The organism is Kaistia sp. MMO-174, from assembly GCF_037147815.1.
GTDB lineage: Bacteria > Pseudomonadota > Alphaproteobacteria > Rhizobiales > Kaistiaceae > Kaistia > Kaistia nematophila.
In genome coordinates this window covers 1,088,559-1,111,629 of the sequence record NZ_JBBCUO010000001.1, presented here as the reverse complement: position 1 = coordinate 1,111,629, position 23,071 = coordinate 1,088,559, and the positions used below count along the sequence as shown (strand labels likewise).

Annotated in this window: 28 protein-coding genes; 4 read left to right on the top strand and 24 right to left on the bottom strand. The window is 69.3% G+C overall.

Annotated features, from left to right (window positions below):
* Positions 1-22 precede the first annotated feature (22 nt).
* The 7 genes from WFK98_RS05025 to WFK98_RS04995 all read right to left on the bottom strand — a co-directional run bounded on the left by WFK98_RS05025 (position 23) and on the right by WFK98_RS04995 (position 7,937).
* On the bottom strand, positions 23-406 hold the full coding sequence (locus tag WFK98_RS05025) for a hypothetical protein (protein ID WP_336799470.1): 384 nt from the start codon (positions 404-406) through the stop codon (positions 23-25).
* A complete protein-coding gene (locus WFK98_RS05020) occupies positions 406-1,290 on the bottom strand; it encodes a glycoside hydrolase family protein (protein WP_336799469.1) in 885 nt (294 codons plus the stop codon). Before WFK98_RS05020 ends, WFK98_RS05025 begins: the two co-directional genes overlap by 1 nt.
* Before the next feature lie 189 nt (positions 1,291-1,479).
* Entirely contained in the window at positions 1,480-2,832 is a 1,353-nt protein-coding gene (locus WFK98_RS05015) for a hypothetical protein (protein WP_336799468.1), read from the bottom strand.
* Between the two features lie 5 nt (positions 2,833-2,837).
* Positions 2,838-3,095 (bottom strand): spike base protein, RCAP_Rcc01079 family, encoded by a 258-nt coding sequence (locus tag WFK98_RS05010; RefSeq protein WP_266339411.1) that lies wholly within the window; start codon positions 3,093-3,095, stop codon positions 2,838-2,840.
* 198 nt (positions 3,096-3,293) lie between these two features.
* Complete coding sequence (locus tag WFK98_RS05005; RefSeq protein WP_336799467.1) at positions 3,294-3,632, bottom strand: DUF2793 domain-containing protein; 339 nt, start codon at positions 3,630-3,632, stop codon at positions 3,294-3,296.
* Positions 3,625-7,494, bottom strand: coding sequence for a baseplate multidomain protein megatron (locus tag WFK98_RS05000; RefSeq protein WP_336799466.1), 3,870 nt, complete (start codon positions 7,492-7,494; stop codon positions 3,625-3,627). The genes WFK98_RS05005 and WFK98_RS05000 overlap by 8 nt, the downstream gene beginning before the upstream one ends.
* On the bottom strand, positions 7,494-7,937 hold the full coding sequence (locus tag WFK98_RS04995; protein ID WP_336799465.1) for an NlpC/P60 family protein: 444 nt from the start codon (positions 7,935-7,937) through the stop codon (positions 7,494-7,496). Before WFK98_RS04995 ends, WFK98_RS05000 begins: the two co-directional genes overlap by 1 nt.
* Before the next feature lie 57 nt (positions 7,938-7,994).
* Between WFK98_RS04995 and WFK98_RS04990 the strand changes: the two genes are divergently transcribed.
* A complete protein-coding gene (locus WFK98_RS04990; RefSeq protein WP_336799464.1) occupies positions 7,995-8,288 on the top strand; it encodes a hypothetical protein in 294 nt (97 codons plus the stop codon).
* On the opposite strand, the gene WFK98_RS04985 is transcribed toward WFK98_RS04990, so the two are convergent.
* The 6 genes from WFK98_RS04985 to WFK98_RS04960 form a co-directional block, all read right to left on the bottom strand.
* Positions 8,289-9,173, bottom strand: coding sequence for a DUF2163 domain-containing protein (locus WFK98_RS04985; RefSeq protein WP_266339406.1), 885 nt, complete (start codon positions 9,171-9,173; stop codon positions 8,289-8,291). It lies immediately after the preceding gene.
* Between the two features lie 10 nt (positions 9,174-9,183).
* Positions 9,184-9,819, bottom strand: a complete 636-nt coding sequence (locus tag WFK98_RS04980) for a phage distal tail protein, Rcc01695 family (RefSeq protein ID WP_442907368.1) — start codon at positions 9,817-9,819, stop codon at positions 9,184-9,186.
* Positions 9,819-10,361, bottom strand: coding sequence for a phage tail tape measure protein (locus tag WFK98_RS04975; protein WP_336799463.1), 543 nt, complete (start codon positions 10,359-10,361; stop codon positions 9,819-9,821). The genes WFK98_RS04980 and WFK98_RS04975 overlap by 1 nt, the downstream gene beginning before the upstream one ends.
* A 219-nt stretch (positions 10,362-10,580) precedes the next feature.
* A complete protein-coding gene (locus WFK98_RS04970; protein ID WP_336799462.1) occupies positions 10,581-10,799 on the bottom strand; it encodes a rcc01693 family protein in 219 nt (72 codons plus the stop codon).
* Positions 10,800-11,029: 230 nt separating this feature from the next.
* Positions 11,030-11,347, bottom strand: coding sequence for a gene transfer agent family protein (locus tag WFK98_RS04965; protein ID WP_266339402.1), 318 nt, complete (start codon positions 11,345-11,347; stop codon positions 11,030-11,032).
* The gene (locus WFK98_RS04960; RefSeq protein ID WP_336799461.1) at positions 11,347-11,763 is read right to left on the bottom strand and encodes a phage major tail protein, TP901-1 family; all 417 of its coding nucleotides are present in this window, start codon (positions 11,761-11,763) and stop codon (positions 11,347-11,349) included. Before WFK98_RS04960 ends, WFK98_RS04965 begins: the two co-directional genes overlap by 1 nt.
* Positions 11,764-11,819: 56 nt before the next feature.
* Between WFK98_RS04960 and WFK98_RS04955 the strand changes: the two genes are divergently transcribed.
* A complete protein-coding gene (locus WFK98_RS04955) occupies positions 11,820-12,326 on the top strand; it encodes a GNAT family N-acetyltransferase (protein ID WP_336799460.1) in 507 nt (168 codons plus the stop codon).
* Here WFK98_RS04955 and WFK98_RS04950 read toward each other — a convergent pair.
* The 6 genes from WFK98_RS04950 to WFK98_RS04925 all read right to left on the bottom strand — a co-directional run bounded on the left by WFK98_RS04950 (position 12,323) and on the right by WFK98_RS04925 (position 16,020).
* The gene (locus tag WFK98_RS04950) at positions 12,323-12,721 is read right to left on the bottom strand and encodes a DUF3168 domain-containing protein (protein ID WP_336799459.1); all 399 of its coding nucleotides are present in this window, start codon (positions 12,719-12,721) and stop codon (positions 12,323-12,325) included. The two genes, WFK98_RS04955 and WFK98_RS04950, sit on opposite strands and share 4 nt — an antisense overlap.
* The gene (locus WFK98_RS04945) at positions 12,718-13,110 is read right to left on the bottom strand and encodes a hypothetical protein (RefSeq protein WP_266339398.1); all 393 of its coding nucleotides are present in this window, start codon (positions 13,108-13,110) and stop codon (positions 12,718-12,720) included. The genes WFK98_RS04950 and WFK98_RS04945 overlap by 4 nt, the downstream gene beginning before the upstream one ends.
* Positions 13,107-13,436, bottom strand: a complete 330-nt coding sequence (locus tag WFK98_RS04940) for a phage head closure protein (RefSeq protein WP_336799458.1) — start codon at positions 13,434-13,436, stop codon at positions 13,107-13,109. Before WFK98_RS04940 ends, WFK98_RS04945 begins: the two co-directional genes overlap by 4 nt.
* The gene (locus tag WFK98_RS04935) at positions 13,433-14,002 is read right to left on the bottom strand and encodes a head-tail connector protein (protein WP_336799457.1); all 570 of its coding nucleotides are present in this window, start codon (positions 14,000-14,002) and stop codon (positions 13,433-13,435) included. Before WFK98_RS04935 ends, WFK98_RS04940 begins: the two co-directional genes overlap by 4 nt.
* A gap of 225 nt (positions 14,003-14,227) precedes the next feature.
* Positions 14,228-15,457 (bottom strand): phage major capsid protein, encoded by a 1,230-nt coding sequence (locus WFK98_RS04930; RefSeq protein ID WP_336799456.1) that lies wholly within the window; start codon positions 15,455-15,457, stop codon positions 14,228-14,230.
* Positions 15,454-16,020 (bottom strand): HK97 family phage prohead protease, encoded by a 567-nt coding sequence (locus WFK98_RS04925; protein ID WP_266341270.1) that lies wholly within the window; start codon positions 16,018-16,020, stop codon positions 15,454-15,456. The genes WFK98_RS04930 and WFK98_RS04925 overlap by 4 nt, the downstream gene beginning before the upstream one ends.
* Positions 16,021-16,326: 306 nt before the next feature.
* Here WFK98_RS04925 and WFK98_RS04920 point away from each other — a divergent pair, with 306 nt between their 5' ends.
* Positions 16,327-16,764: a hypothetical protein gene (locus WFK98_RS04920; protein ID WP_336799455.1), complete on the top strand. Its 438-nt coding sequence runs from the start codon at positions 16,327-16,329 to the stop codon at positions 16,762-16,764.
* 425 nt (positions 16,765-17,189) lie between these two features.
* Here the strand turns inward: WFK98_RS04920 and WFK98_RS04915 are convergent, their stop codons facing one another.
* Together WFK98_RS04915 and WFK98_RS04910 are read right to left on the bottom strand one after the other, a co-directional pair.
* On the bottom strand, positions 17,190-17,378 hold the full coding sequence (locus tag WFK98_RS04915; RefSeq protein ID WP_266341272.1) for a hypothetical protein: 189 nt from the start codon (positions 17,376-17,378) through the stop codon (positions 17,190-17,192).
* Positions 17,366-18,577 (bottom strand): phage portal protein, encoded by a 1,212-nt coding sequence (locus tag WFK98_RS04910; protein WP_336799454.1) that lies wholly within the window; start codon positions 18,575-18,577, stop codon positions 17,366-17,368. The genes WFK98_RS04915 and WFK98_RS04910 overlap by 13 nt, the downstream gene beginning before the upstream one ends.
* A 255-nt stretch (positions 18,578-18,832) precedes the next feature.
* On the opposite strand from WFK98_RS04910, the gene WFK98_RS04905 reads away from it, so the two are divergent.
* Positions 18,833-20,014 (top strand): GGDEF domain-containing protein, encoded by a 1,182-nt coding sequence (locus tag WFK98_RS04905; protein WP_336799453.1) that lies wholly within the window; start codon positions 18,833-18,835, stop codon positions 20,012-20,014.
* Between the two features lie 22 nt (positions 20,015-20,036).
* Here WFK98_RS04905 and WFK98_RS04900 read toward each other — a convergent pair whose 3' ends face one another.
* From WFK98_RS04900 to WFK98_RS04890, 3 genes are all read right to left on the bottom strand, one after another.
* On the bottom strand, positions 20,037-20,822 hold the full coding sequence (locus WFK98_RS04900; RefSeq protein ID WP_266341283.1) for a bestrophin-like domain: 786 nt from the start codon (positions 20,820-20,822) through the stop codon (positions 20,037-20,039).
* 166 nt (positions 20,823-20,988) lie between these two features.
* Positions 20,989-22,281: a DNA-packaging protein gene (locus WFK98_RS04895; protein ID WP_266341284.1), complete on the bottom strand. Its 1,293-nt coding sequence runs from the start codon at positions 22,279-22,281 to the stop codon at positions 20,989-20,991.
* Positions 22,208-22,702, bottom strand: coding sequence for a hypothetical protein (locus tag WFK98_RS04890; protein ID WP_336799452.1), 495 nt, complete (start codon positions 22,700-22,702; stop codon positions 22,208-22,210). The genes WFK98_RS04895 and WFK98_RS04890 overlap by 74 nt, the downstream gene beginning before the upstream one ends.
* Positions 22,703-23,071 lie beyond the last annotated feature (369 nt).

Genomic DNA, 23,071 nt, shown 5'->3' with positions numbered 1-23,071 from the left:
GGCAACTTTCGCGCGAACCCTATCACTTTCCGCCGAGGGGCGCGCGGGCTCTCCACCGGCCGTAGAGCGTCAACCCGGCGCCGGCCAGCGTGCCGATCGCCACCGCGACCTGGCCGAGCGTGGCCTGGTCCTCGGACGAGATCGAATGGCCGAGCAGGAGCCCCAGGATCGGCGCCAGGGCGGCGATGATCGCCCCCCAGGTGACGCGCGAAACGTACCATGGCTCGGCGTTCGCCGCATGGATCACCGCCGGGTCGGCGACGATCTCCTCGACGATGGCCTTGCTGATGCGCGGCGCAATTTCCGGCGTCAGCGGATTGTCGGCGCGGCCGGCCATGCGGGTGACGGCCCCCTCGAGCGCACCGAGGACGATATCGACGGGATTGAGGCTGGGCAGGCGGGTCATCAGGACCTCCAGATCCGGATCCGGGAACGGATTTCATCGCGATAGCGCCAGCCGGTGAAGACGAGCGCGGCGATGGCGACGAGCGCCACCGCGACCACGAGTGCCGCGGGCGGCAAGGCGAGCGCGGCCGGATCTGCAGGCAGCGCGCCGGCCGTGCCACCGGTTGCCAGCGCCCCGCCGGCCGAAGTCGCGACCAGCGCCCTGCGCGCCGCGGCCAGGCGGGCGATCTGCGCGCGCGTCGCCGTGCCGACGATGCCGTCTACGGTCAGGTTCGGATGCGACGCCTGGAAGGCACGGACGGCCCTCTCCGTCGCGGCGCCAAACACGCCGTCCGCCGGGCCGTCGAAGAGGCCGGCGCGGATCATCTCCGCCTGCAGGACACGGACGTCGTCGCCGGTGTCGCCGGCCCGCAGCGCCGCGAACGCCACTTCCGGCACGATGCGGCGCCCGTCCAGGATCAGGTCCGCCTCGCGGGCACGGCGGCGCGTCAATCCCGCGACCACCCGGCCGCCGGCTTTGTTCCAGGCCTCGATGCCGGTTCGCGCCGCGCTCCGGTCGCCCGCGCGCCAGGCCTTCACCCAGGAAGCCCTGGCGATCGCGCCGGTGTTGAAGTGAAACGACACAGCGCCGTCGAAGGCATGGGCCGGCGCCCCGGGCATCGCCGCCGCGACGGCCGGCTCGTAGCGCCGCTTCAGCGCGGCTACGAGCAGCCGTCGGCTCTCGGCCTTCGTGATCATCATGCCGGCCCGCGGCGTCACCACGCCGGATGCCGCCGTCAGGCCGACACCGATGGTCCAGACGCCCGCCACGTCTCGATAGGCGCGCAGCACCTCGCCCTCTTCGGCAACGAGCTGTTCGAGCCCCGCCGGACTGATTTCGGCCATGCCGGATCCCCGCTCCAGGTCGATGAAAAAATCTTCGCGGAAAGGTGGAATTGCGGGGAACCGGCGCTACTCGGCGACGTTGACGAGTCGAGATGCCAAGGCACCTCAGTGCCGGCCAAAAGCCGGAAAGAGCCCGCCGCTTCGCCCCCCCAAGCGGCGGGCTCTCTATTTTCCCCGCGACTGCTTCATTCAATAGGTCGAGATCGTCGCTCCGGGCGCGGTGACCTGCGCCTGCCCCGCCCCGGCGCGATGCCGCCGCAGGCGAATGGTGGAGCTGTCGCCGGCGACCAGCGACCGCGACGAGCCGGAGGATCGTGTCCGCTCCAGCCAGAAAGTCGTCGTCTCCTGCGTGTTGAAATCGACGGCCTCGACCGTGCCGCCGCGCGGGCCGTCGCCGAGGCTGTCGCGCGCCTCGGTGCCGAGGCACCAGAGCCGGGACGCGGCGTTGGAAACGACATTGGCGCCGAAATTGTCGTGGTAGAGCCCGCCGACATCGATGCCGACCAGACCGTCATGGCTGGTCAGGCCATTGTTGGACTGGCTGTCGTAGCGGCCATTGCCATGGGCGCGGCAATCGATCGTCACATGATGCAGCGCCGGCGTACCGCCGAAGCTCCAGTGGAAGTTGAAGCCGTCCTTGGCGTTCGACGCCGCCACGCAGCGGACGAGAAGCGCCAGCCCGCTGGTGTCGAGGATGCGGAAGCCGTCATAGAGATGGCTGGGGCCGCCGGCATAGCGGGCCGAGCATTCGACGAAGACAAGCGCCCGCTCGGCCGCTCCGTAGATGAAGACGCCGCCATTGGCGCCGCCCTGGAAATCGAAGCCTTCGAGATAGATGGACTTGGCCGTGCCATCGAGCACGAAGGCGTCGACGACGAGCAGCACGCGGGTATTGGCGTTGGTCGGCGCGGCGCCATCGGCACGGTGGACATAGAGCGTGCCGCCGGCCTGCGCCCAGGATCCTGCCGTCGCGTTGCAGGCCGCGGCATCGGCGACCCGGACCAGTTCCGCCGGATCGCCGAACGAATTGGCATCGGCAAGATCCAGCACGACGGTGACGTTGGAGCGCGCGATCGCGTAGCAATTGCCATAGGTGCCGTCCGGCGCGCCGGACCAGCCGAGATCACCGCCGGCCCAGCAGGTCACGCGGCCGCCGACGGAGCGATAGGCCGCCGGCTGGGTCGGGATCACCATCGGGCCAGCATTGGTGAAGCTGTTGGCGCGCGGATAGACGCCCGCCTTCACCGCCACGTTGAACGGCACGCCGCCGGCATTGCCGAGCTGGGTGGCGACAAAGATCGACTTCAGCGCCGCGCCCCAGCTGGTGCCGGGACTGCTGTCATTGCCGGTGGCGATGTCGACGAAATAGCTCGGGCCGGCGAACGCCGCCGCCGCATGGGCCTCCGGCTGGATATCGGTGAGAAAACGGCCGCCGCGCCGGCGGAGGCGAAGCGGATGTTCGTCGAAGGGAAAGCCGAGGCCGGAGGGCGGCGCCACCCGCCGCCCGGCGTTCGCCCCCGTAGCCAGACCGAGACCGGGCATCCGCATCAGATCCACCCGACCAGGGTCGCGGTCGTGCCGGTCGCCAGCACCCGCACGGCGCGGATCGGCAACACGTCGCCGGCATAGCGGCCATAGGTAACGTCGGTGCCGGCCTCGTCGCGCAGCACGGCGTCGCCATCGGTCTGGAAGACGAGCGCGCGCGGACGAACAGCGAGATCGACGCTGTCGGAAGGCGAGATGGCGAAATGACGCGTCGCCGGCCCCGAAAGGCCCGACGCCGCCCCGGCAAAGGGATCGCTCATGATGGTCTCCACGGTTTGGGAATTTTGCGCGCACGGCAGGGGCGCGCTGCCTCACGAAGGGCCCTCACCCCAACCCTCTCCCGTGAACGGGAGAGGGAGAAGCAAGGGCGGTCTCCGGCCTGAAGCCCTCGCCCGCTTGCGGGAGAGGGTTGGGTGAGGGTCTTGCTTCCTGGATAAGGCTGGTTAGTGAGACCGCCGTCACACGCTCGTCCAGCCCGCCGCCTTCAACACGAGCAGCGTCTCGCTCGCCTTGTCAAAAACGATCCAGCCGATCTCGGGTGTCGCGAACCACCAGGCGCCATCGGCATAAACGGCGAGGTCGCCGCCCTGCCCGGCCCAGTCGCCGGTCGGGCTCAGCCCGAGCAGATGGCGCTCGCCCTCGACCGGCGCGCCCGGCGGCGTCACCGCATCCACGGCTTCGACCGCGAGTTGGACCAGCCCGTCGAGACGGCGCAGCGCCTCGTTGTAGGTGACGTGCTTCTGCGCCTGCGACGGCGCGAGATAGGGCAGCGCAAGATGCGCGGTCTGCTCAGCCATGGACGACAATCTCCGTTGCGATGCCCGGCCCCGCCGTGGCGCTCAGCTGGCGGACGCGGACGGTGAAGGCAGCATCCGGCGCGCTCAGCGCCGCCGCGAGGTCTCCAGCAGAGAGCCCCAGCGCCGGAACCGGCGTGTCGAAGCTCGCCCGAAGCGTCGCGCCCTCGAGGAGGTCGACCCGGTAGGCTTCCGCCGCCTCGCCGAGCGGCACTTCGACGACGTCCCAGCTATCGCCGCCGGTCCGCGTCTGTCTGATCCAGGTGAGCGCGACATCGCCCGCCGCATCGCGGCGCCCGCGGAGATGAACCGGCGCGAAGGGAAGCAGCCAGCGACCGGCGACGGTGAAGTCCTGCGTCGTGAAGCGATCCGGGTCGTAGGCGATCGCCAGCGGCCCGACGCGCAGGGCGCGGGTCAGGCCGAGTTCCGCCGGCGCAAGGTCGAGCAGGCGTGTCGCCACATCGATCAGGACGAAGCGCGCGCCGCCTGCATGACCGCGTGCGGCCAGATCCGACGTGCCGCCCTGCCCGCGCAGCAGGCCGGAGACGCGCCATTGGCCGTCGCCGACAAGCTCGGCGGCGCGGAACTGGATGACTTCAAAGCCGTCCGCCGCGTTGCCGATCGCAGCCAGGTTGCGGCCGTTCAGCACCGCCTCGTCCGGCAGGGCGGCCAGCGCCCCGACCGGCATGGCGACATCAAGCGTCGTGGCAAGGTCCCAGCGACCGACCGGCCCCGGCGGCACGGCGGCGGCGATGGAGCCTAGCGTCGCGGCCTGCGGCGCGATCTGTCGCAGCGGGAAGCCGGCCGCCTCGGACCCGATCGAAATGCCGAATGGCCCCGGCCAGGGATCGGCAAAAACGGCGATGCGCGCCGCGACCGCCTCGGTGCCGGTCAGGGACGGCAGATCCAGCACGACGACGTCCGGCGGGCCGGGATCGGCCGACCATTCCGGCGTGCCGCCGGTGAGGCTTCCTGCCGGCACCGGCGCGCCGAACGGATCGACGGTCCGCCCCTCGATCCGCCGCGCCAGCCCGTCCTCGACCTTCGTGACGCGAAAGCTCGTCGGGCCGTCGGGCCGGAGCAGCGTGACGACATCGGCCGGCTCGATGGCGAGGCGGCGATCGGTCAGCGCCAGCGACACGGTCTCGCGGCCATCCCAGATTTCCTGCAGCCGCTGATCGGCCAAGGCGACGGCGAGCGCATCGTCGGTGACGATGCCAGTCGTAAGCGTCGCCTGCCGATGCCCCGCCGCCTCCAGCCGGCGCGAGGCGACGACGCGGTCGCGATAATCGCTCGCGCCGTCGATGAAGCCGAAGGCAAGCTCGGCCGGCAGTTCGGTTTCCTGAGCACGGCGGATGACGAGAAGCGGCTGCTCGCCCTCCTCGACCAGGTCGGCAGGCGTCAGCGCCAGCCGTGGCAGACCGCGCCGGACGAAACGAACGACGTCGCCCGCTTCCGCCGCCTCGAAGCCGAGCGCCTCGGCAAGGCCCTGAAGCGCCTGCCGCGCCGAGCCGAGACGCGCGATGACGAAGCCATCGACCGAGCCATCGAGATCGCCGATCCGGTAGGGCTCGAAGCCGTAGTCCTGGAGGATGCGCTCGACCAGGCGAATGGTGGTCAGGTTGCCGAGCCGCCCGTTCAGCCAATGCCCGGTCTCCCAGTTGCCTCCATCCGACCAGACATCGGTCAATTGCGGAAAGGCCGGAAAAGGCCGCGCGTCCCAGGACCAGACATAGCTGCGCGCGGGATCCACCATCCGGCCGAGGTAGACGTCGGAGGCGGGATTGTTCGTCGCGACGAAATCGGGCGAGGCCGGATCCCAGTAGCCGAGCACGGCGGTCAGGAACCGCTCCTGCATCAGCGGGTCGCGGCTGCCATTGGAGAAATGCGGCAGTCGTGCGCCGCCCACTTTGGGATCGGGAAAGATATTCGGCTCGTTGGCGCCCTTGTCGATCGCGGCGCAGCCGATCTCGGTGAACCAGATCGGCTTCGATTTCGGCGTCCACGCGGTCGCCGTCGACGCCTCGACGCCGCCCGGCCGGTCGAAATGCTGGTTCGACCACCAGTTCACGAGATCCTTGTAGCGGAACACCCAGGGCTTGCCAGCGCCGCCATCGCTGATCGGCGAGCGGACCTGCGCCAGCCGGTCGGCGTCGCTGGCATAGTACCAGTCAAAGCCCTCGCCGCCGGCGATGTTGGCGCGGAGATAGTCGACGTCGCGGCCGCTCTCGCTTTCCGCCGCGTCGAGATGGTCGTAGCCGTCGCGCCAGTCGGAGAGTGGCACATAGCTGTCGATGCCGATGGCGTCGATGGCATCATCGGCCCAGAGCGGATCAAGATGGAAATGCACGTCACCCGAACCATCGGCCGGCTGGTGACCGAAATACTCGCTCCAGTCGGCGGCATAGGTAATCTTCGCCGTCGGCAGGATGACCCGTACGTCGGCGGCAAGCGCCCGCAGCGCCGCCACAAACGGATAGGTCGAGGCGTCGGAGCGGAGCGTCGTCAGGCCGCGGAGTTCGGAACCAACGAGAAAGGCATCGACGCCGCCGGCTGCCTTGCAGAGGTTTGCGGCGTGCAGGACCATGCGCCGATAGGTCCATTCATCGGGGCCGGAATAGTGCACCGCTCCGCCCGAGACGGAGAAATCCGTCCGCGCCGCCGTCCCGACGAAACTCGCGATCTCGGTCGCCGCCGCCGCGGTCTGGTCCGGCGTGCCGACCCTACCCGGCGCGATCGAGGCGGTGATCTCGCCGCGCCAGGGATAGGCCGGCTGGATCGCATCCCACCAGGGATGCGGCAGCTCGTTCTCGGCCGGAATATCCATCATCAGGAAGGGATAGAAAGTGACGGCGATGCCGCGCGCCTTCAGGTCGCGGATGGCGCGGATCACGCTCGCGTCGGACGGCGTGCCGCCGAAGGCCGGACGGTCGTCGATCCGGCTCACCGCCCGCGCCGCGCTCCGGTTCAGCCCGGCGACGCGCCAGGTGGTCGGGCTGGTGATCGTCAAATGATCCTCGACGCGGGGCGAGACGGTGCAATGGCCGGCACGCAGGTCGTCGCCGAACCAGGAGACGGCGAGCGCCGCTCGCCCGAGATTGGGGCAAAGCGACTGCAATTCGTCGATCGAGGCTTCCCAGTCGGTCCGCGCGCCATCGACATGGCGGTTTATCGTGACGCGGCGGCCGGGGCCGCGTGACGTGTAGACAGGCAGCGGATCATAGGCGAATTCCGATGCGCCGGGGATGATGACGACGGCGCGGATCTCGTCCTCGACGCCGCCGACCGGTCGGAAGACCTCGAAGGCGAGCTGCGGCAGGCGGTTTCCAAAATCGCCGACCGGCATCCGCTCGAACACCACCATCGCCGTGCCGCGATAGGCGGGCGCGCCGATTGCGCCCTGCTTGGCTTCGATCAGGCTGTCGGCCGCCTGGGTCTCGCCGCCGAGATAGACGCGGTGGTGCAGATCGGCGAGGTCGATCAGCTCGCCATCGGCCCAGACGCGACCGATGCGCGAGATCGGCCCCTCGCAGATCCCGACGGCGAAGTTCGCGTAATAGGAGTAGGTGGTGATGGTCGGGCCGGCCTTGCCGCCTTCCTCGTGCTTCACCTCCTGGAACCGCGTCGCCCAGATCACCTGCCCGGCCAGCCGCGCGCGGCCATAGACGCGAGCGATCGGCGTGCCCTCCTCCGAGCGCTGCACCGAGAGATCGGAGAGGCGCGGCCCCTCGATGTTCTGGCCGAAGAGCGTCTGGTCGATCGCGTAGCCGGCCATGGCGCCGACGGCGCCGCCAAGGATCGCGCCGACGGGGCCGAACAGGCCGCCGATCGCGGCGCCGGCCGCCTGCAGGACGAGGGTCGCCATCAGTCGGTCACTCCGGGAAACGAGAAAGCAAAGGCGGCGCGACGGCGCCACCAGGGCGACAGCGCGGCGGTGGCGACGGCGGCGCCGTCCTGCGCGTGCAGGAAGCGATCCGGCGCGATCAGGATCGCCGCATGCTTGGCCGGCAGGTTTTCGCGCCATCGGAACAGCAGCAGGTCGCCCGTCATCGCCGCCTCGGGCGGGACAGATGCCATGTGGCGGCCGGCAGCCTCTGCAAACCGGTCGCCGCCCCGCGCCTCGGCCCAGTCGGCCGTATAAGCCGGCATTTCTCCCGGCTCGTCGCCATAGAGCTCGCGCCAGACGCCGCGCAGGAGGCCGAGGCAATCGCAGCCGACGCCCCGAAGCGACGCCCGGTGCCGATAGGGCGTGCCGAGCCAGGCCATCGCCACGTCGACGATCGCCTGGCGGGTGACCGGGTTTGTCATTTCGATCGCCTTCCGAATCTGCGACGGTCCGCCGGCTTCATCGAGACAAGGCCCGCCATGCCCAGGCACACCGAGAACATGCGCGCCCTGCGCGAAATCCTGACCGGACTGACGCGCGAGACGGCGTGGCCGCAGAAGAACGAGGTCAGCCGCAACATCGACATCGCCATGTCGCATGTCGCCTGGACGCCGGCCGTCGGCGCCACCGCGACCGATGCGGCCGCGCGCTGCTTCGAAGTCCTGCAGATCGTCAGCCGCGCCTCGTCCGGCGCGGAAAAGCGCGCCGTTGCCATCCGCGACGGCCTCGCAGCCATCGACGAACTGGAGCGCGTGCTCGACGCCTCGGCCTAGCTACAGCCGCCCGCCATTGTTGCGGTTGCCCTGGCGGGCATAGCCGAGCGCGAAGTCATTCCCCGGCATGTGCGGAAAGCCGCGAAAGTTCAGGCGATTGCCAAACTTGTCGCGGCAGGTGCCGAAGCGCTTGTCACAGCCGGCCGTGACGATGAACGCATCGCCGGGCGCGATCGCGCCGGTCATCGCGTTCCAGAGCTCGATCGTCGGCGCGCCGACGACGTCGCGCTGCGCCTTCACCACGGCGCGGCGGCCCGAATTGGCGCCGCTGGTCCAGGTCAGCGTGCCGCGTTCGAACCATCCGCTCGCGAAAGCCTCCAGCCCCGAGACGGTGAACCGCCTTCCATCCATCGCGGCGACGACCGTTCCCTCGCCGCGAAAGGCGGGAAGGTCGAGATCGACCTTGCATCTCTCATCGCCGAGATCGGCATCACAGGCCGCGCGAAAGACCCGCCCCTGCGGCTCGTCCAGCCCGGCGGCAAGACCGCGGATTTCGACGCGGAACGCACCATCCTCGCGCAGCACCTCGCCGATATGGCCGACGCGCAGCAGCAGCCTCTCCTCCGGCGCCGACCAGTTGACGAGAAACGTCTCGATCCTGGCGTGGTCGAAGGCGCCGGCGGCGAGCTCAACCTCCGACAGCCGGTCGGAGACCAGCGCGCCGGCGACCTCCATGCCGCCCGTCACCATGCCGGTCTCGGCGCTCGCCTCGCTTGCGGAAAGCCCGGTCGCCGCCTCGAAGGTGACGCCGTCGAAGACGAGGTCGCGGTCGTGATCGGTGAAGCCGAGCACGACGCCGTCCTTTCGCTGCAGCCGCCAGGCATGGCAGGTCGTCGAGGCCTCACCGGCCAGATGCGCTGCGAGGCCGTCCGGGATCGTCCTCATGTCGCGTGCCTCATGGCCGGATCTCCACGATCGGGATCGAGGGGATCTCGCCGGCCTCGAAGGCGGCGAGGTTGATGACGAGCTGATCGGCATCGAAGCGCACCGGCACGTCGAAGCGGAAGCCGGCCGTGACGATCCCGCCCTCGGCCGGCGCCTCGCCGAGCGTGACGAGGCCGGTCGCCGGATCGACGACGAAATCCTCGGTCGAAACGCCATCGATGGCGATGCGCACGCTGCCCGCGACCGGCTTGGCGATCGCCCGTTCATAGGGCGCATGCAGCACGCCATAGGTCTTCTTGAGCGCAAACACGACTGTCTCGCCATCCCCGACGCCGAGCGCCTGGTCAGTCGGCGCCGGTTCCGTTCCCGGCGGCGCGGAAGCGTCGTCCGCCCGGTCGCGCCAGCGGAAGCCGAACAGTTTTCCGCGACGCTCCTCGAAGAAGGCGATCACCTGATGCAGGTCGGCGAGCGACCGCACGCCATAGCCGGCGTCGTAGCGACGACGCGATTCCGCCCAGCGCGCATTGCGCCGCTCGCTTCCCGAGCCGAGCGTCACCACCTCGGTGCGCCGCTCCGGCCCGCCGGAAGAGCCGAAGGCAATGTTGGTCGGAAAGCGGATCTCGTGAAAGGCAGGGATCAGCGGCATCAAAGCCCCCTTCTGCCGCGCCCGACGGCGCGGGCGAGCGTCGCGGCGACATGCGCCTCGGATTTGCGGAAGCTCTGCGCGTCCGGCGTCTGGATGGCGATGTTGACGGTGACCGGCGCCCCGCCGCCGGAAACGCCGAGGCGGCCATCCGGCCCGCGCGAAAGCGGCATGATCGCCTCCGCCCCGGCCTCGCCCATCAGGCCGAGCCCGCCCGACAGGGGAAAATAGGTCGGGCTGGCGACGACGCCGCCCTTGGCGAACGGCTTTACCCCGCCGAGCGAGCCGACGAGGCCGGAGAGAAGCCCGCCAATACCGCTCTCGATCGGCTTCAGCGCGGCATTCAGCGCCATCGTCGAGAGGCGCAACGCCAGCCCCTTCAGGATGTCGTCGAATTCCTTGCCGCCGACGACCGCGTCGCGAAACGCGCGGCTGATGGCGCCGGAAAAGCCATCCGCCTGCCTGGCGAGCCCGTCGAGGGAAGCGGTGAAGGCGGAGGTGTCGGCCGTAATGCGGACGGAAAGTTCGTCGATCGGCGTGGTCATGCTGTTTCCCCTTCTGGAGCCGCCCCCCGGGCAGCCTTGACTTCTCAGTCCCGCATCCATGCCACCGCTCATCATCCTGAAGTGCTTCGCGCCAGCGAAGCCTCGAAGGATGGTCCGGCGGAACTCAGGAATCGCCCGCCGGGCTGCAGCAAGCGCTTCTCTGGACCGTCCTTCGAGGCCCGGCTGCGCCGGGCCTCAGGGTGATGCGCCAGGGGGCGATCAGGGTTCTGATTGAGCCTTGTCCGGAAACCGCCGCGCCAGGTCGTCAAACGCGGCGCGGTCCATCGGCGCGCTGGTCCCGCCGGTCAGGCCCTCGATCGCGGCGGCGAGTTCGCGCGGCGTCAGCGACCAGAATTCGCGACTTGAGAGCTTCAGCACCCCGAAACCGATCGCCATCGCCTCGCGCCAGGGGAAGGGTTGCGGTTCAGAAGCAAGCAAGGCCCTCACCCCAGCCCTCTCCCGGTTGCCGGGAGAGGGGGTGGACCGAGACTCGGACGACGGGGCAGACCGAGCCTCTGGCGACAGGTCCGAGGCCAGCCCGTCCGACGCCCCCACTCCGCACGAACGCCGCTGAGGTCGAGGAAGCGCTTCATCCGCCCCCTCGCCCGCTTGCGGGAGAGGGCTGGGGTGAGGGCCTTTCTTGTCTACTTCGTCGCGACCACCCGGACTCACCCGCCGCCCCCGCCAAAGGTCGCGCCGAGCAGTTCGGAGACGATGGCCGCGAACCCCGCCGCGCCATGCGGCGTCCGCATCGCCGCGACCTGGTGGTCGTCGATCACGGCGCCGGCGCCACGGAGCCCCGCGCCGAGAATGCGGATCGCGTCGCGGGCCGAAAGCCGTCCCTCGCCGAAGCGCGCGGCCAGTGCCGAAAGGTCCTCGGCACCGAAGGCCGATTCCAGTTCCGCCAGCGCGCCGAGCGTCAGGCAGAGCACATGCGGCCGGCCGTCGAGCTCGGCCTCGATCTCACCGCGATGCCGGTTCGCCATCACGAAGCCGCCGCGAAGGTGACCGGGCCGGCCGATTCCAGCGCGAGTTCATAGGTGACGGCGCCGTCATGCTCGCCGCCATAATCGAGCGCGGTGAGCTGGAAAGGCCCTTCGAGCGTGCCGAAATCCGGCACGATCAGCTGGAAATCGCGGATCGCGCCATCGAAGAACAGGGTGCGGATGGCGGCGTCCGTCGCGGCATCGCGGAAAATGCCGGAGCCGGAGACGCTGGCGCGGCGCACGCCGGCGCCGGCCAAGAGTTCGCGCCAGCGGCCGGCCGAATCCGTATCGGTGATGTCGACCGTCTCGGCGTTCAGCGCGAAGCGCCGCGTCCGCATCCCGGCCACGGTGGAAAAATCGCCGGATCCGGTGGTGTCGATCTTCAGGAGCAGGTCCTTGCCCTTCTGCGCCGTCATCCTCTATCCCCTTTTCATCCGCCAAACCTGTTTCGCCCGCATGGAGCCGGCCGCCGATGCCCGAAATCGAAGTCGTCCGCGCCACGGAAAGCGACATCCCGTTCATCGTCGCGACCGAGCGGCGGCCGGGCTTCGAGAGCCTCGTCGGCCGCTGGGAAGCGGCGCAGCACGCCGAGGCGATGACCGAGCCGCGCTATGCCTATTTTCTCGCCCGCGCCCTGCATGACGGCGGCGAACCGCAACCGCTCGGCTTCGCGCTGCTGCGCGACTGGAACGGGCCCGAGCGCTCGACGCTGCTGAAGCGCATCGCCGTCGCCGAGCCGGGCCGGGGCAATGGCACGGCGCTGCTCCACGGGCTGATCGATCGCGTCTTCGGCGAGACGCAGGCGCACCGGCTGTCGCTCGGCCTGTTCCCGCATAATCTGCGCGCCCGGCGCGCCTATGAATCCGCCGGTTTCCAGGCCGAAGGCATCTCGCGCGGCAGCGCCTTTGTCGGCGGCGAGCATCACGACGAACTGGTGATGGCGATCCTCCGGCCCGACTGGCTGGCGCGGAAAACCTAATCCTCGACCAGCGCGGCGACGCGCACCACGCCATGCTCGGTGATGCCATCGGAATCGAGGCGGACCTCTGCATAGATGACGCGGATCAACACCAGCGCGTGGCCCGCGAGCCCGCGTTCCGCATCGTGCAGCAGCCGCATCAGATGGCCGATGATCGTCCAGGCCTCGCGCTTGCCGATCGCCCGCGACCAGACATGCAGGTCGAGACGGATATCGCCGCCGGCCTCGTCACCGCTCGACCAGTCGGCCTGCCCGGAGGCGCCCAGCGTCACCGAGGGAAAGGCGAGGCCACGCGGCGCACCGTCATGGATGCGGTCCGCCACCAGAGCCACGAGGTCGGCATCGGCCAAAAGACAGGCGACGAGCGCCTTCTGCAAGTCGAGCGCGGCCGTCATCGCGACCTCCTCTTGAGACGGCTCAAGGCCGGGGCGATGACGGGATCGGCCGCCGCATCGAGCGCGCCGAATTCTCGGGCGAACAGGTTCGAGCCTGTGATTGCGACGTCGAGTGAGTGCCCAAAGCGAGCGCTCACCTCACCTCTCCCTTGGGGAGAGGTCGACGGCGAAGCCGGCGGGTGAGGGGTTGCGATCTCGTCGGAGAAGACTGCCCCCCTCACCCGGCCCTGCGGGCCGACCTCTCCCTCAGCGAGAGGTGAAAGGTCGGCTTCCTCCAACGCCACCCGCAGCCGCTCAGCATTGCGCTGCAACGCCTCGGAAACAGCGGGATCGACGGCCTTCCTGAGCGCGGCCGCCAGAGCCTGTCCTGTCAGGGCGCGCGCGTTCATGGCCGTTCCTCCACCGCTTCGAGCACAAGGAGACGCCGCGTTTCGTCCGGGTCGCGCCAGGACGCGATCATGAGGGTCCGTCCGCGATGCATGACCCGCATGCCGCCCTCGACATCGCCGCGAAAGCGAAGGGTGATCCGGTGCGTGACGCGGGTCGCGAGCCGGTCGGCGGCGTTGCGCTCGCCGGCCTCGACCGGCTCGATCCGCGCCCAGAGCGTCGCGACTTCCTGCCAGTCGACGGTTGCGCCGCCGGCACCATCGCCGCTGCGCACAGGTCGTTCCAGCGTGACGCGGTGCGACAGTCGGCCGGGGTCGAGGCCGGTCACAGCGCGCGCACCCGATGGGGCGCGATCAGCGCCTCGAAGCCGAGCGGCGCGACGTCGCCGGCGCGGTCGAAGCCCACCGCGCCGCGATGCTCGTACCAGTGCGCCACCAGCATCAGGATCGCCTGCCGGAGCGCCGCCGGCACGGAGAGGCTGGAGACACCATAGCCGGCGGTGACGTCGATCTCGATGCCATTGTCATAGAGCGCCGCCTGCGGCCGGAGTTTTGCGACGATGCGCGGCGGCAGGCGGGCGGCATCGACGCGATAGTCGTCGGGATCGAGGACATGCGCGGCGCCGACGATGTCGTAGAGCGTGATGCTCTCGACCGAGATCAGAGGCGCGATGGGAAGCTCGATCGCCCGGCCGGACGGCCATTCGTCGAGATAGAGGCGCCAGCCCTGGGCGATCAGCTTGCGCCGCGTCTCACTCTCGACATGGGTGCGCGCCGCCAGGATCGCCGCCTGCAGCAGGCTGTCCTCCGCCGTGCCGTCGACGCGCAGATGCGCCTTCACGTCGGCCAGCGACACGGGCTCGGTCGCCGGCGCGGAAATCAGCGCTGCGGTCATGATCGCTCCTTGCGATGGGAAACTGCTCCGATGGGTCGGAGCGGCGCCCGCGAAAACGGGACGCCGCTTCGGGCCGGCTCCGGCGGGAGGGGACCGGGGCCGGCTGTTGGGTATGCAAAGGCCCTCACCCCGGCCCTCTGCCGCCTCGCGGGAGAGGGAGAAGCGGAGCTCCGCCCTTGCCCTCTCCCGCGCGCGGGAGAGGGTTGGGTGAGGGTCTTTCCTGACCTAGCTCGTGCCGAACTTCAGCAGCTTGATCGCGTCAAAATCCTGGACGCCGCCGCCGACGCGCTTGGTCGTGTAGAAGAGTACGTAGGGCTTGGCGGAATAGGGATCGCGCAGCACGCGGACGCCGAGGCGGTCGACGACGAGATAGCCGCGGCGAAAATCGCCGAATGCGAGCGACAGCGAATTGGCGGCGATGTCGGGCATGTCCTCGGCCTCCGTCACCGGGAAGCCCATCAGCGACGCCTCGCCCCCCGCCACCGCCGCCGGCTGCCAGAGATAGTGGCCGTCGGCGTCCTTCAGCTTGCGGACCGTCGCCTGGGTGCGGCGGTTGAGCACGAAGCGGGCATTGGCGCGGTAGCCTGCCTTCAGCGTGTAGATCAGGTCGACCAGCACGTCGGAGGGATTGCTGGAGGGGAGCGCCGCGGAGGTTCCGGTCACGACATAGCCGAGCTTGCCCCAACTCCAGCTCGCCTCGGCGGCCGTGGTGTAGGCCAGGAAGCCCTTCGGCTTGTTGGTGCCGTCGCCGGAAACGAAGGCGGTGCCTTCCTGAGCCGCGAAGGCGCTCTCCACCTCGGCGGCGATCCAGTCGTCGATGTTGACGGCGCTGTCGTCGAGCAGCGCGGCGGTTGCCGCCGGCATGGCGTAGAGCTCCATCGCCGGGAAGTCGAGCGCGGCGATGGTGGGCGACGTGGTCTGCGAGCGGCTATCCGTCTCGCCGGCCCATCCGACCGCCGGACCAGCCGTCATGAAGGGCTTGCGATAGGTGCCGCTCGATACCTGGCGGACGTCGGCGATGGCGCGGATCGGCGAGATCGCGGCAAGTCGTTTGCCGATCTCCGTCTCCGTCTCGACCGGCACGAGATAGCCGCCATCGGCATTGGTGCCGGCCGAAAGCGCCTTCTGCTCCAGCCGGCGGAAGCCTTCCACGTCGCCGCCGCGCACATAGCTTTCGAAGGCCTGCTTGTGCTCGGACGGCCGCGCCGTGCCACGCTCGGCCGAAAGCGGCGGCCGGCGGCCCTTCAGCGTCAGTTCGTCCAGCGCCTTGTTGATGCGGTCGAGCTTGTCGGTGGTGACGACATCGGCCGAAAGCTTGGTCTCGATCTCGGCGAGCCGCTCGTCATTGGTGTCCTTGAACGCCTCGAAGGCGCGCATGAAATCGTCGAAGGCGGCGGAAACGTCGCCGCTCTCGGCGGCCTTCGCTTCGGGGGCGGCAGGGGAAATCTCGGTCATCGCGTCGTCCTTGTCAGGTTGGGGGAAAGGCGGGCCGGATGGAGGGTGCGGGCGGCCCGGCGCATCCGCGCGGCGAGGCCGGTGGTCTTGACGCTCGAGACGCGGGCGTCGGGCTGCATCGGGAAGGTGACGACCGAAATCTCCCAGAGGTCGATTTCGACCAGCCGGCGAACGCCGGCCGTGCGATCAGCGCGGGCCTTCACGGTCTTGAAGCCGATCGAGAGGCCATCGAGCGCGCCGGCCCGCATCAGGCTCGCCACCTCGCGGCCGCGCGCCACGTCGGCCATCAGCCGGCCCCGCACGAAAAGGCCGCGCGGGTCCTCGCGGATCTCCATCCAGACGCCGATCGGCTCGGCCGGATCGTGCTGGTAGAGCATGCGGATGCCGGCCGCGCCGCGTTTGGCGATCGAGCCGCGAAAGGCGCCCGGCAGCACGAGGTCGCCGGAGAGATCGGCCGTGCCGAACAGGCTGGCATAGCCGGAAAACACGCCTTCGCCGTCGACGCCGGAGAGGTCGGCGGCGGCGAATTTCGTTTCGAGCGCGGGCGCGGTGGAAAGGGTCATGCGGTCTCCTTCGCGGAAAGTTCCGCGTGGAAGGGGGAGTCGGATCAAAGGGGTGTGGTGGACGGCTGAGGCGTTGATTCAGGCAGCAGGCTCACGCCCGCCATCATCCCGGGCGAAGACCCGGGATATTCAGCCGAGGCCTTGGACATCGCGAATTCATCAGGACGCCGACAAACCCAGCTGCATGGATCCTCGCCTTCGCGAGGATGACGCCGGTGCATGGACCGGCGGACGTACCGGGGTCGTGCATTGCGGGGGAGCCGAACGGGCTTGCCACCGTGCCGGCGGCCGAGCTTTCATTTCATCATGCCCGACTCGCTTCATGCCATCGCCGCGTCCGTGCGCACCTTCCTGGAACCGGCCTGGCGACACTGGCAGCCGGGCGCCAAGCCGCCGTCGAAAAACACCTGCGGGCGCAGCAGCCTGTTTCTCGAACGCGTATTGCGCCACGAGGGCTACGAGGCCCGCTGGACCAACGGCATTCCCCGCCTCGCCGAGGATGCGCCCGATCTCGGCCCGTTCGGCTTCTTCGACGGTACGCGCTGGGAAAGCCATGCCTGGATCGAGTGCGACGGCTTCATCGTCGACGTCACCGCCGACCAGTTCGGCGCGCCGCCCGTCCTCGTCACGCCGGCGACCGACCCGCGCTATGGCGCGCGGACGCTGGATACCGCGAGCCCGGAGGCGGTCGCCGCCCGGCAACGGACGGTCGACGAACTCTGGCGGGGCTGGGGGACGCGCTAGCTTCGCGCCAGAAGCCTTTCGAGCGCGCCGGCGAAATCGCGAAACACCTTGCGGTGGTCCGGCGCGAGGCGCTGCAGGATGCGGTTCAGCATCTGGGTCATTCACGTTCTCCAGTCGGCTCGTGACGCGAGCCCCACACTCACCGCTTTGATGGACGCTCCGCGCTTGCGCCAAGCTCGCCTCATCCTCGCGAAAGCGAGGATCCATTCATCCGAATGCCTCGGGAGGTTCGAGCCGTCCCGAGCCTGCAGTCTCCGCGAACCCGGCTGCATGGATCCTCGCCTTCGCGAGGATGACGCCGGTGGGTGTCGGGACGGGCTGAGCCCAGTAGGGAACGCTCCCCACCCTGGCTCATAGCGCTGCCCTCACCCCGGGACTCGCCCGCTGGACGGAAAAGGGAGAAAAACCATCGCCACACGAATCCCTTACCGCCGGTCGTTGAAGAAGCGTGTCAGCCTCGCGATCTCGGCGACGAAGTCGTTGAAGCGGCGGTTCGAGCTGGCGAGTTCCTTCAGCGCCCAGACGAGCAGGCCGCTGGCGCCCGACGCCCAGAGGAACAGCGCCAGATGCGCGAGGTCGCCGCGACTGGCAAAGGCGCGGGTCAGTTCGTCCACCCCTCGTCTCCTTCCTGCCCGCCCTCGCCTGGCTGAGTCGCGCCATAGCCGACCGCCTGGCGCTTCTCGTCGCGGGAGAGGAAATCCGCCGCGCCGACCCGGCTCCAGAGCGCATTGCGTTCGTCGGAAAGCGCGGAAATCGCGTCGGTGTCGAAGCCGAGCCGAATGGCGCCCGGAAAATGCGGCGCCAACCAGGCGGTCAGCGCGTCGGCGGTGCGGCCGACAAGCGGCAGCACCGTCTGGCGCCAGAACACCCGGTTGGCCTCGGCATAATTGGCAAAGGTGTTGTCGCCGGGGATTCCGAGCAGCATGGGCGGCACGCCGAAGGCGAGCGCGATCTCGCGCGCCGCGCCGTTCTTCGCCTCGATGAAATCCATGTCGTGCGGGGTCAGCGCCATCGAGGTCCAGTCAAGCCCGCCTTCGAGCAGAAGCGGCCGGCCGGCATTGACCGCGCCGGTATAGTTCGCCTCCAGCTCGCGCTTCAGCCGCTCGAACTGGTCCTGGCTGAGATTGGCGCCGCCCTCGCCGCGATAGACCAGCGCGCCGGAAGGCCGCGCCGCATTGTCGAGCAGCGCCTTGTTCCAGGCCCCGGCCGCATTGTGCAGATCGAGCGCGGTCGCCGCAGCCTCCAGCGGGGCGAAGCCGTAGTGATCGTCGAGTGGATGATAGAGGCGAAGATGCAGGATCGGCGACTGGCCATGCTCGACCGGAAATCGGACCGCGCGGCCGGCGACGGAATACTCATAGGCCTCGGGCCAGCCATCCGGCCCCGGCACCACCTTCACCCGGTCCGGCCGTAACGCGTGCAGTTCGGCCGGCTCGCCGCCGAGCTGGACCAGTTCGGCATAGGCGTTGCCGGCGACGAGCCAGTTCCCATAGAGCGTCTCCAGCCAGGCGGTGCCCGACTGGCGTGGGTTGGGTCGCGAAAGCAGCCCCAGCAGCGGATGGTCCGGCCGTTCGGCCTCGCCCTCATAGGCGAGCCACGGCACCGAGGCCGCCGCCTCCGCGATCATCGACACGGCGCGATAGACGATGGCGTTCTTCATGAAGCCTTCGCGGGCGAGGCTGGCGAGATCGCGCGGCGTCCAGGCCGGGCGCCCCTGCCCCTGCAGCGCGATCAGCGGTCCGGCCCTCGAGGCCTTCGTCGCGGGCGCGGCAACGGTTCCGCCGAACAGGCGGGAGAAGAGATTCGCTTTCATCGCGTCTCCGATCGAAAGAAGGCCAGAAAGCCCGCCTTCGGGTCTTGGTTGCATCGAATAGGCATGCACAACCAGCGGAATCATCGTCCCGATGGCCGGAATCGATCGAAGCGCCTGCGGCTTTCGCTTGCATTCCGAACCGTCAACTGAACTATGGGCGCAGTTTTGGAGGCGAAGTCCGAGGCGAGATCCCGCCCTGACGTCGCCCAGAACTTTCCGGCCCCCTTAGCATCTCGGCTGAAAGAGGACTCACCGGTGCTCGACTTCGCCTCGCTCCTCGTCGCCATCGGCTTTGCCACGGCCTTCCTGGCGGCGATCCTGCTCGCGGCCTGGAAGACGACGCGCCGGGACGGCTTCCTGTTTTCCTGCGCCGTCGGCACGCTGCTGGTCGCCGTCAGCGTCGGCTTTTCGACGGTCGACAGCATTGATCCCTCCTGGTGGGCGCAGGGCCTGGGCCTCGGCCTGCTGCTGGCCGGCGAGGCGAGCCTCTATGGCAGCGCGGCGCAGTTCCGGCTCGGCACATCGCCCGGTCCGCGCATTATCCTCGCCACCGTGCTTTCGGTCGTGCCGGTCCTGCTATCGCTTTTCGCCGGCTATAACGGCCTCGCCTATTCCGTCAGCTATGCCGGATCGGCGGCCCTGCTGCTGCTGGTCGCCCACCAGTTCTGGCTGGCGCGGGCGGAGGCGCCGATGACCGCGACCGGCATCGCCGCCCTCTATTTCCTGGTCGGCCTGTCGTTCCTGCCGCGCGCGGTCCTGGTGCTGACGCGCGACGGCCTGATCACGGCGGGCCCGCCGCGCAACTGGGCGCAGGACCTCTCTCTGATACTGATCATCGGCGCGATCCCGGCGCTCGGCGCCATGACGATGGCGCTGAGCCAGATCCGGACCGCCCACGCGCACCGGCGCGAGGCGCTGACGGATTCGCTCACCGGACTGATGAACCGCCGCGCCCTGTTCGACACGCACGACGTCTCGATACCGCCCTACTGCGTCGCAATCCTCTTCGACATCGACGAATTCAAGGCGATCAACGACACCCATGGCCATGCCATGGGCGACCGCGTCATCGCCCTTTTCGCCAAGGCGCTGAAGCTCGACCTGCCGGCCGACGCCTCGGCGGCGCGGATCGGCGGCGAGGAGTTCGCTCTGATCCTCAGGGACATCGGCGTGGACGAAGCGCTCCGCCTTGCCGATGCCGTGCGCCGGCGCTTCATCGATCTCGCAGCGAGCGAGGTGGGCCTTCCCTGCACCGCGAGCGCCGGCCTCGCCGCGAGCGGGCCGCTCGGCATGCGGACGGATCGCATCCTCGCCGACGCCGACCGAGCGCTCTATGAGGCGAAACGAGCGGGCCGCAACCGGGTCATGGTCGGTCGGCCGTCGCAACTGCCGGCGCAAGCCTCCGCTCCGACCGACATGGGCAACATCGGCGGCTGACTTCGCGGCTGCGCACGGCCGCTCACGGGCCGCTGAAGGCGATGCTGGCGTTCTTCTGGTTGGTGAACAGCAGCGACGGATCGAGCGCCTCGAGCCCGTCATAGGGGTTGGCGTGGATCGCCAGGATCCACAGGCTCATCGACGCCGTGATCGCATAGATCGCCAGCGCCCGCCGGCCGGCGCGGGTTCTGTCGGCGTGGGTCGCGGCAATGGTGACGGCCGTCAGCACCGTCAGGAACATGACGAGATACCATTTGTAGTAATCGATCGAGGTGTTGCCGACCGCGAGGCGAAGGTTGCGGGCGTCCTGCAGGTCGTTGAAATCGGTCATCACCTGCGAGACGAGCGAGGCCGGCGCATTGCCCCGCGCCAGGGTCGCCACTTCGCCGCGCAGATCATGCAGGATGGTCTCGACCTGATCGTCCGGCGTCTCGTTCTTGTCCTGCAGCCATTCCTTGCTCGCGACCTGCTGGCGATAGGCGATGATGCCCGCCGCCAGCTTCGAGGAGTCGAGGATGTCCGACTCGGCGCTGCGCAGCAGGCGGGCGATGGCCGAGCGCTCCATGCTAGTCGCCTGGTCGGCGCGCGAATTCACCGCCCAGATGTCGGCAGCGATGAAGCCGAGCGACAGCGCCCAGGCCGTCGCGATCGTGCCGAGGAACGCGGATTGCGGAATGGAGCCGACATCGCGGATGGCGTGTCCCGAGAGAAAATGGAGCGCCACGCGGCCGATGCCGTAGAAGGCGAGACCGAACGCCGTGAACAAAACGAACAGCATCGGCACCGAGAGATGCGTGGCGAACTCCATCGATTGACCCCATCCATCTGACATCGTCGTAAAAGCTCCACCGACCTTCCGATGGAATCCATCCGCTCGACCGATGCTTCGGCGGATTCGCCGCGCAAGACAACCGCGCATGCGGCCAGAAGATCCACAGGGCGCCGAACAATCGTGTCCGGCGCGGTCGCGACGGTCACATCGTGCGGATCCTCGGCTCGCCCGGCGCGCGCAGCATCAGCGCCGTCAGCGCCCAGACCAGCGCGTCGAGCCTGTCCGGTGAACGGCCGTTGGCGAGGCCCTCCGGCCCGAAATCGGCCATCTCGTCCTCCAGCGCCGGAAAGGTCCCGGCATGGCGCACCCTGCCCTGCGCATAGAGTGCCGCCACCGGCTCGGCCCGCAGATATTTTCCACGCGTCGCCCGGACGGAGGTGACCGGCACGGCCGGATCGACCTCGTTGATCACGCTCGCCACCATGTCGCCGCCCTGGTTGACCTCGGCGACGAGCAGGTCCGCGTCGAGCGCCCGGTAGAGTCCGACCGCGACGGCGGCCCAGGCGGCCGGCTTCACCTCGGCCAGGCTGCGGTCGGCCAGCACATAGGCGGTGCCGTCCACGGCCAGCCCGCAGGCGACGATGCCGCAGGCGTCGGCCCCCTTGCGCCGCGAGGCCGGCGGATCGACCGCGACGGCGATGCGCATCAGCTCCGGCGCCTTCTCCACCCGCGCCCGCTCGATCGCCTCGCGGCTCCAGAGCGCGTCGGCGCGATCCTCGATCCATTCGCCGTCGATTTCCTGCCGGCCGAGCCGCGTGCCGCGATAGCGCCCGACGACGCGCTCCAGGAAGCCGGGCGCCAGATTGGCGAGGTTGGCGCCCGTGCCGGCGCGGGTGGTCACCGTGCGCTCGGCGGCGAGCAGCCGCTTCAGCAGCGGGATCGGGCGCGGCGTCGTGGTGACGAGCTGGCGCGGCATGTCGCCGAGCCGGAGGCCGAATTGCAGCATGTCCCAGCACGCCTCTGGATAGCGCCACTTGCCCAGTTCGTCCGCCCAGGCCGCCTCGAATTGCGGCCCGCGGAGGCTTTCCGGGTCCTCCGACGAGAAGCAAAGCGCCACCGCGCCATTCGGCCATTCGAGCCGGCGGCGCGAGGGCTGCCAGTTCGGTCGCTCATGGCGACGATGGACGGAAAGCAGCCCCGAAACACCCTCAATCATCACGTCGCGGACATCGGCCAGCGTCTCGCCGATCAGCGCGATCCGGCCGACCGGACTTTCCGCGAAGCCGGATCTGCCACCGGCCAGTCCCCGGATCCATTCGGCTCCGGCGCGGGTCTTGCCAGCGCCGCGCCCGCCGATCATCAGCCAGGTCAGCCAGTCGCCACCGGGCGGATACTGGTCATCACGGGCCCAGAAATCCCAGTCATGCTGGAAGGCCTCGATCTCCTCCGGCCGCAAATCCGCCAGCAGGCGCGCCGGCCGCCTCCCCCGCCGCATCGAGCTGTTCCAGGCGCGCCTGAAGCCGCGCGCGGAGGGCGTCGATGTCGACGGGAGCAGCGCCTGCGTCATCCTCCGTCCCCTCCCGCAATTTCGCCAGCGTCTCGAGCGTGCGCGCCAGCACCGAAAGCGTGCGCGCATCCTTCTCCTCGACGCCGCCCTCGCCACTCGCAAAGCGAAGTTCGAGCTCGGCGACCTGCTTCTCGAAGGTGCGATAGAGCCGCGCCACCAGCTTCTCCGAGGCCGCCTCGTCCGGCAGCGGCGGCGCCTCGCCCGGCCTGAGCCAGCCCTGCCGCTCCGCTCGCTTCGCCACCGCGACGTGGCTGACGCCATGCTGCGCGGCGATGTCCCGCAGCGGCAGCGCCGACGTTTCATAGGCGACGCGAACCGCCGCCCACTGGTCGAGGGTAAGCTCGGGCATCTCATGGCTCCCAGCTCGAGGGCGGCGTGTGTTCAAACGAGTCGCGACGACGAGCGTGGGGAGAAACCTCTCGGATCTCACCGCCAGGCACCAGCGCCCGCCCCAACCTCCGCCGTCATCCCTGCGAAAGCAGGGATCCATGCAGCCGTGCATAGGCGTCAGGCCAACCCGGCAAAGATGGATCCCGGGTCAAGCCCGGGATGACGGCGAGCGCGTGAGAAACAGGGAAGCCAAAACCCGAGGCGGTCAGAAGCGACACGATCTCACCGATCCGGCGCCGCCATCCCCTGAACGCAACTCTTCGACCATGCCTGAACCCTACCGGAGCAGCGTCACGGTGTCAAGGATTATTTTCCTATGGCGATGCGA

Bases quoted from the DNA above. Each gene is read 5' to 3' on its own strand.
- WFK98_RS05025 (WP_336799470.1), bottom strand. From the start codon at position 406: ATGACCCGCCTGCCCAGCCTCAATCCCGTCGATATCGTCCTCGGTGCG.
- WFK98_RS05020 (WP_336799469.1), bottom strand. From the start codon at position 1,290: ATGGCCGAAATCAGTCCGGCGGGGCTCGAACAGCTCGTTGCCGAAGAG.
- WFK98_RS05015 (WP_336799468.1), bottom strand. From the start codon at position 2,832: ATGCCCGGTCTCGGTCTGGCTACGGGGGCGAACGCCGGGCGGCGGGTG.
- WFK98_RS05010 (WP_266339411.1), bottom strand. From the start codon at position 3,095: ATGAGCGATCCCTTTGCCGGGGCGGCGTCGGGCCTTTCGGGGCCGGCG.
- WFK98_RS05005 (WP_336799467.1), bottom strand. From the start codon at position 3,632: ATGGCTGAGCAGACCGCGCATCTTGCGCTGCCCTATCTCGCGCCGTCG.
- WFK98_RS05000 (WP_336799466.1), bottom strand. From the start codon at position 7,494: ATGGCGACCCTCGTCCTGCAGGCGGCCGGCGCCGCGATCGGCGGCCTG.
- WFK98_RS04995 (WP_336799465.1), bottom strand. From the start codon at position 7,937: ATGACAAACCCGGTCACCCGCCAGGCGATCGTCGACGTGGCGATGGCC.
- WFK98_RS04990 (WP_336799464.1), top strand. From the start codon at position 7,995: ATGCCCAGGCACACCGAGAACATGCGCGCCCTGCGCGAAATCCTGACC.
- WFK98_RS04985 (WP_266339406.1), bottom strand. From the start codon at position 9,173: ATGAGGACGATCCCGGACGGCCTCGCAGCGCATCTGGCCGGTGAGGCC.
- WFK98_RS04980 (WP_442907368.1), bottom strand. From the start codon at position 9,819: ATGCCGCTGATCCCTGCCTTTCACGAGATCCGCTTTCCGACCAACATT.
- WFK98_RS04975 (WP_336799463.1), bottom strand. From the start codon at position 10,361: ATGACCACGCCGATCGACGAACTTTCCGTCCGCATTACGGCCGACACC.
- WFK98_RS04965 (WP_266339402.1), bottom strand. From the start codon at position 11,347: ATGGCGAACCGGCATCGCGGTGAGATCGAGGCCGAGCTCGACGGCCGG.
- WFK98_RS04960 (WP_336799461.1), bottom strand. From the start codon at position 11,763: ATGACGGCGCAGAAGGGCAAGGACCTGCTCCTGAAGATCGACACCACC.
- WFK98_RS04955 (WP_336799460.1), top strand. From the start codon at position 11,820: ATGCCCGAAATCGAAGTCGTCCGCGCCACGGAAAGCGACATCCCGTTC.
- WFK98_RS04950 (WP_336799459.1), bottom strand. From the start codon at position 12,721: ATGACGGCCGCGCTCGACTTGCAGAAGGCGCTCGTCGCCTGTCTTTTG.
- WFK98_RS04945 (WP_266339398.1), bottom strand. From the start codon at position 13,110: ATGAACGCGCGCGCCCTGACAGGACAGGCTCTGGCGGCCGCGCTCAGG.
- WFK98_RS04935 (WP_336799457.1), bottom strand. From the start codon at position 14,002: ATGACCGCAGCGCTGATTTCCGCGCCGGCGACCGAGCCCGTGTCGCTG.
- WFK98_RS04930 (WP_336799456.1), bottom strand. From the start codon at position 15,457: ATGACCGAGATTTCCCCTGCCGCCCCCGAAGCGAAGGCCGCCGAGAGC.
- WFK98_RS04925 (WP_266341270.1), bottom strand. From the start codon at position 16,020: ATGACCCTTTCCACCGCGCCCGCGCTCGAAACGAAATTCGCCGCCGCC.
- WFK98_RS04920 (WP_336799455.1), top strand. From the start codon at position 16,327: ATGCCCGACTCGCTTCATGCCATCGCCGCGTCCGTGCGCACCTTCCTG.
- WFK98_RS04910 (WP_336799454.1), bottom strand. From the start codon at position 18,577: ATGAAAGCGAATCTCTTCTCCCGCCTGTTCGGCGGAACCGTTGCCGCG.
- WFK98_RS04900 (WP_266341283.1), bottom strand. From the start codon at position 20,822: ATGGAGTTCGCCACGCATCTCTCGGTGCCGATGCTGTTCGTTTTGTTC.
- WFK98_RS04895 (WP_266341284.1), bottom strand. From the start codon at position 22,281: ATGCGGCGGGGGAGGCGGCCGGCGCGCCTGCTGGCGGATTTGCGGCCG.
- WFK98_RS04890 (WP_336799452.1), bottom strand. From the start codon at position 22,702: ATGCCCGAGCTTACCCTCGACCAGTGGGCGGCGGTTCGCGTCGCCTAT.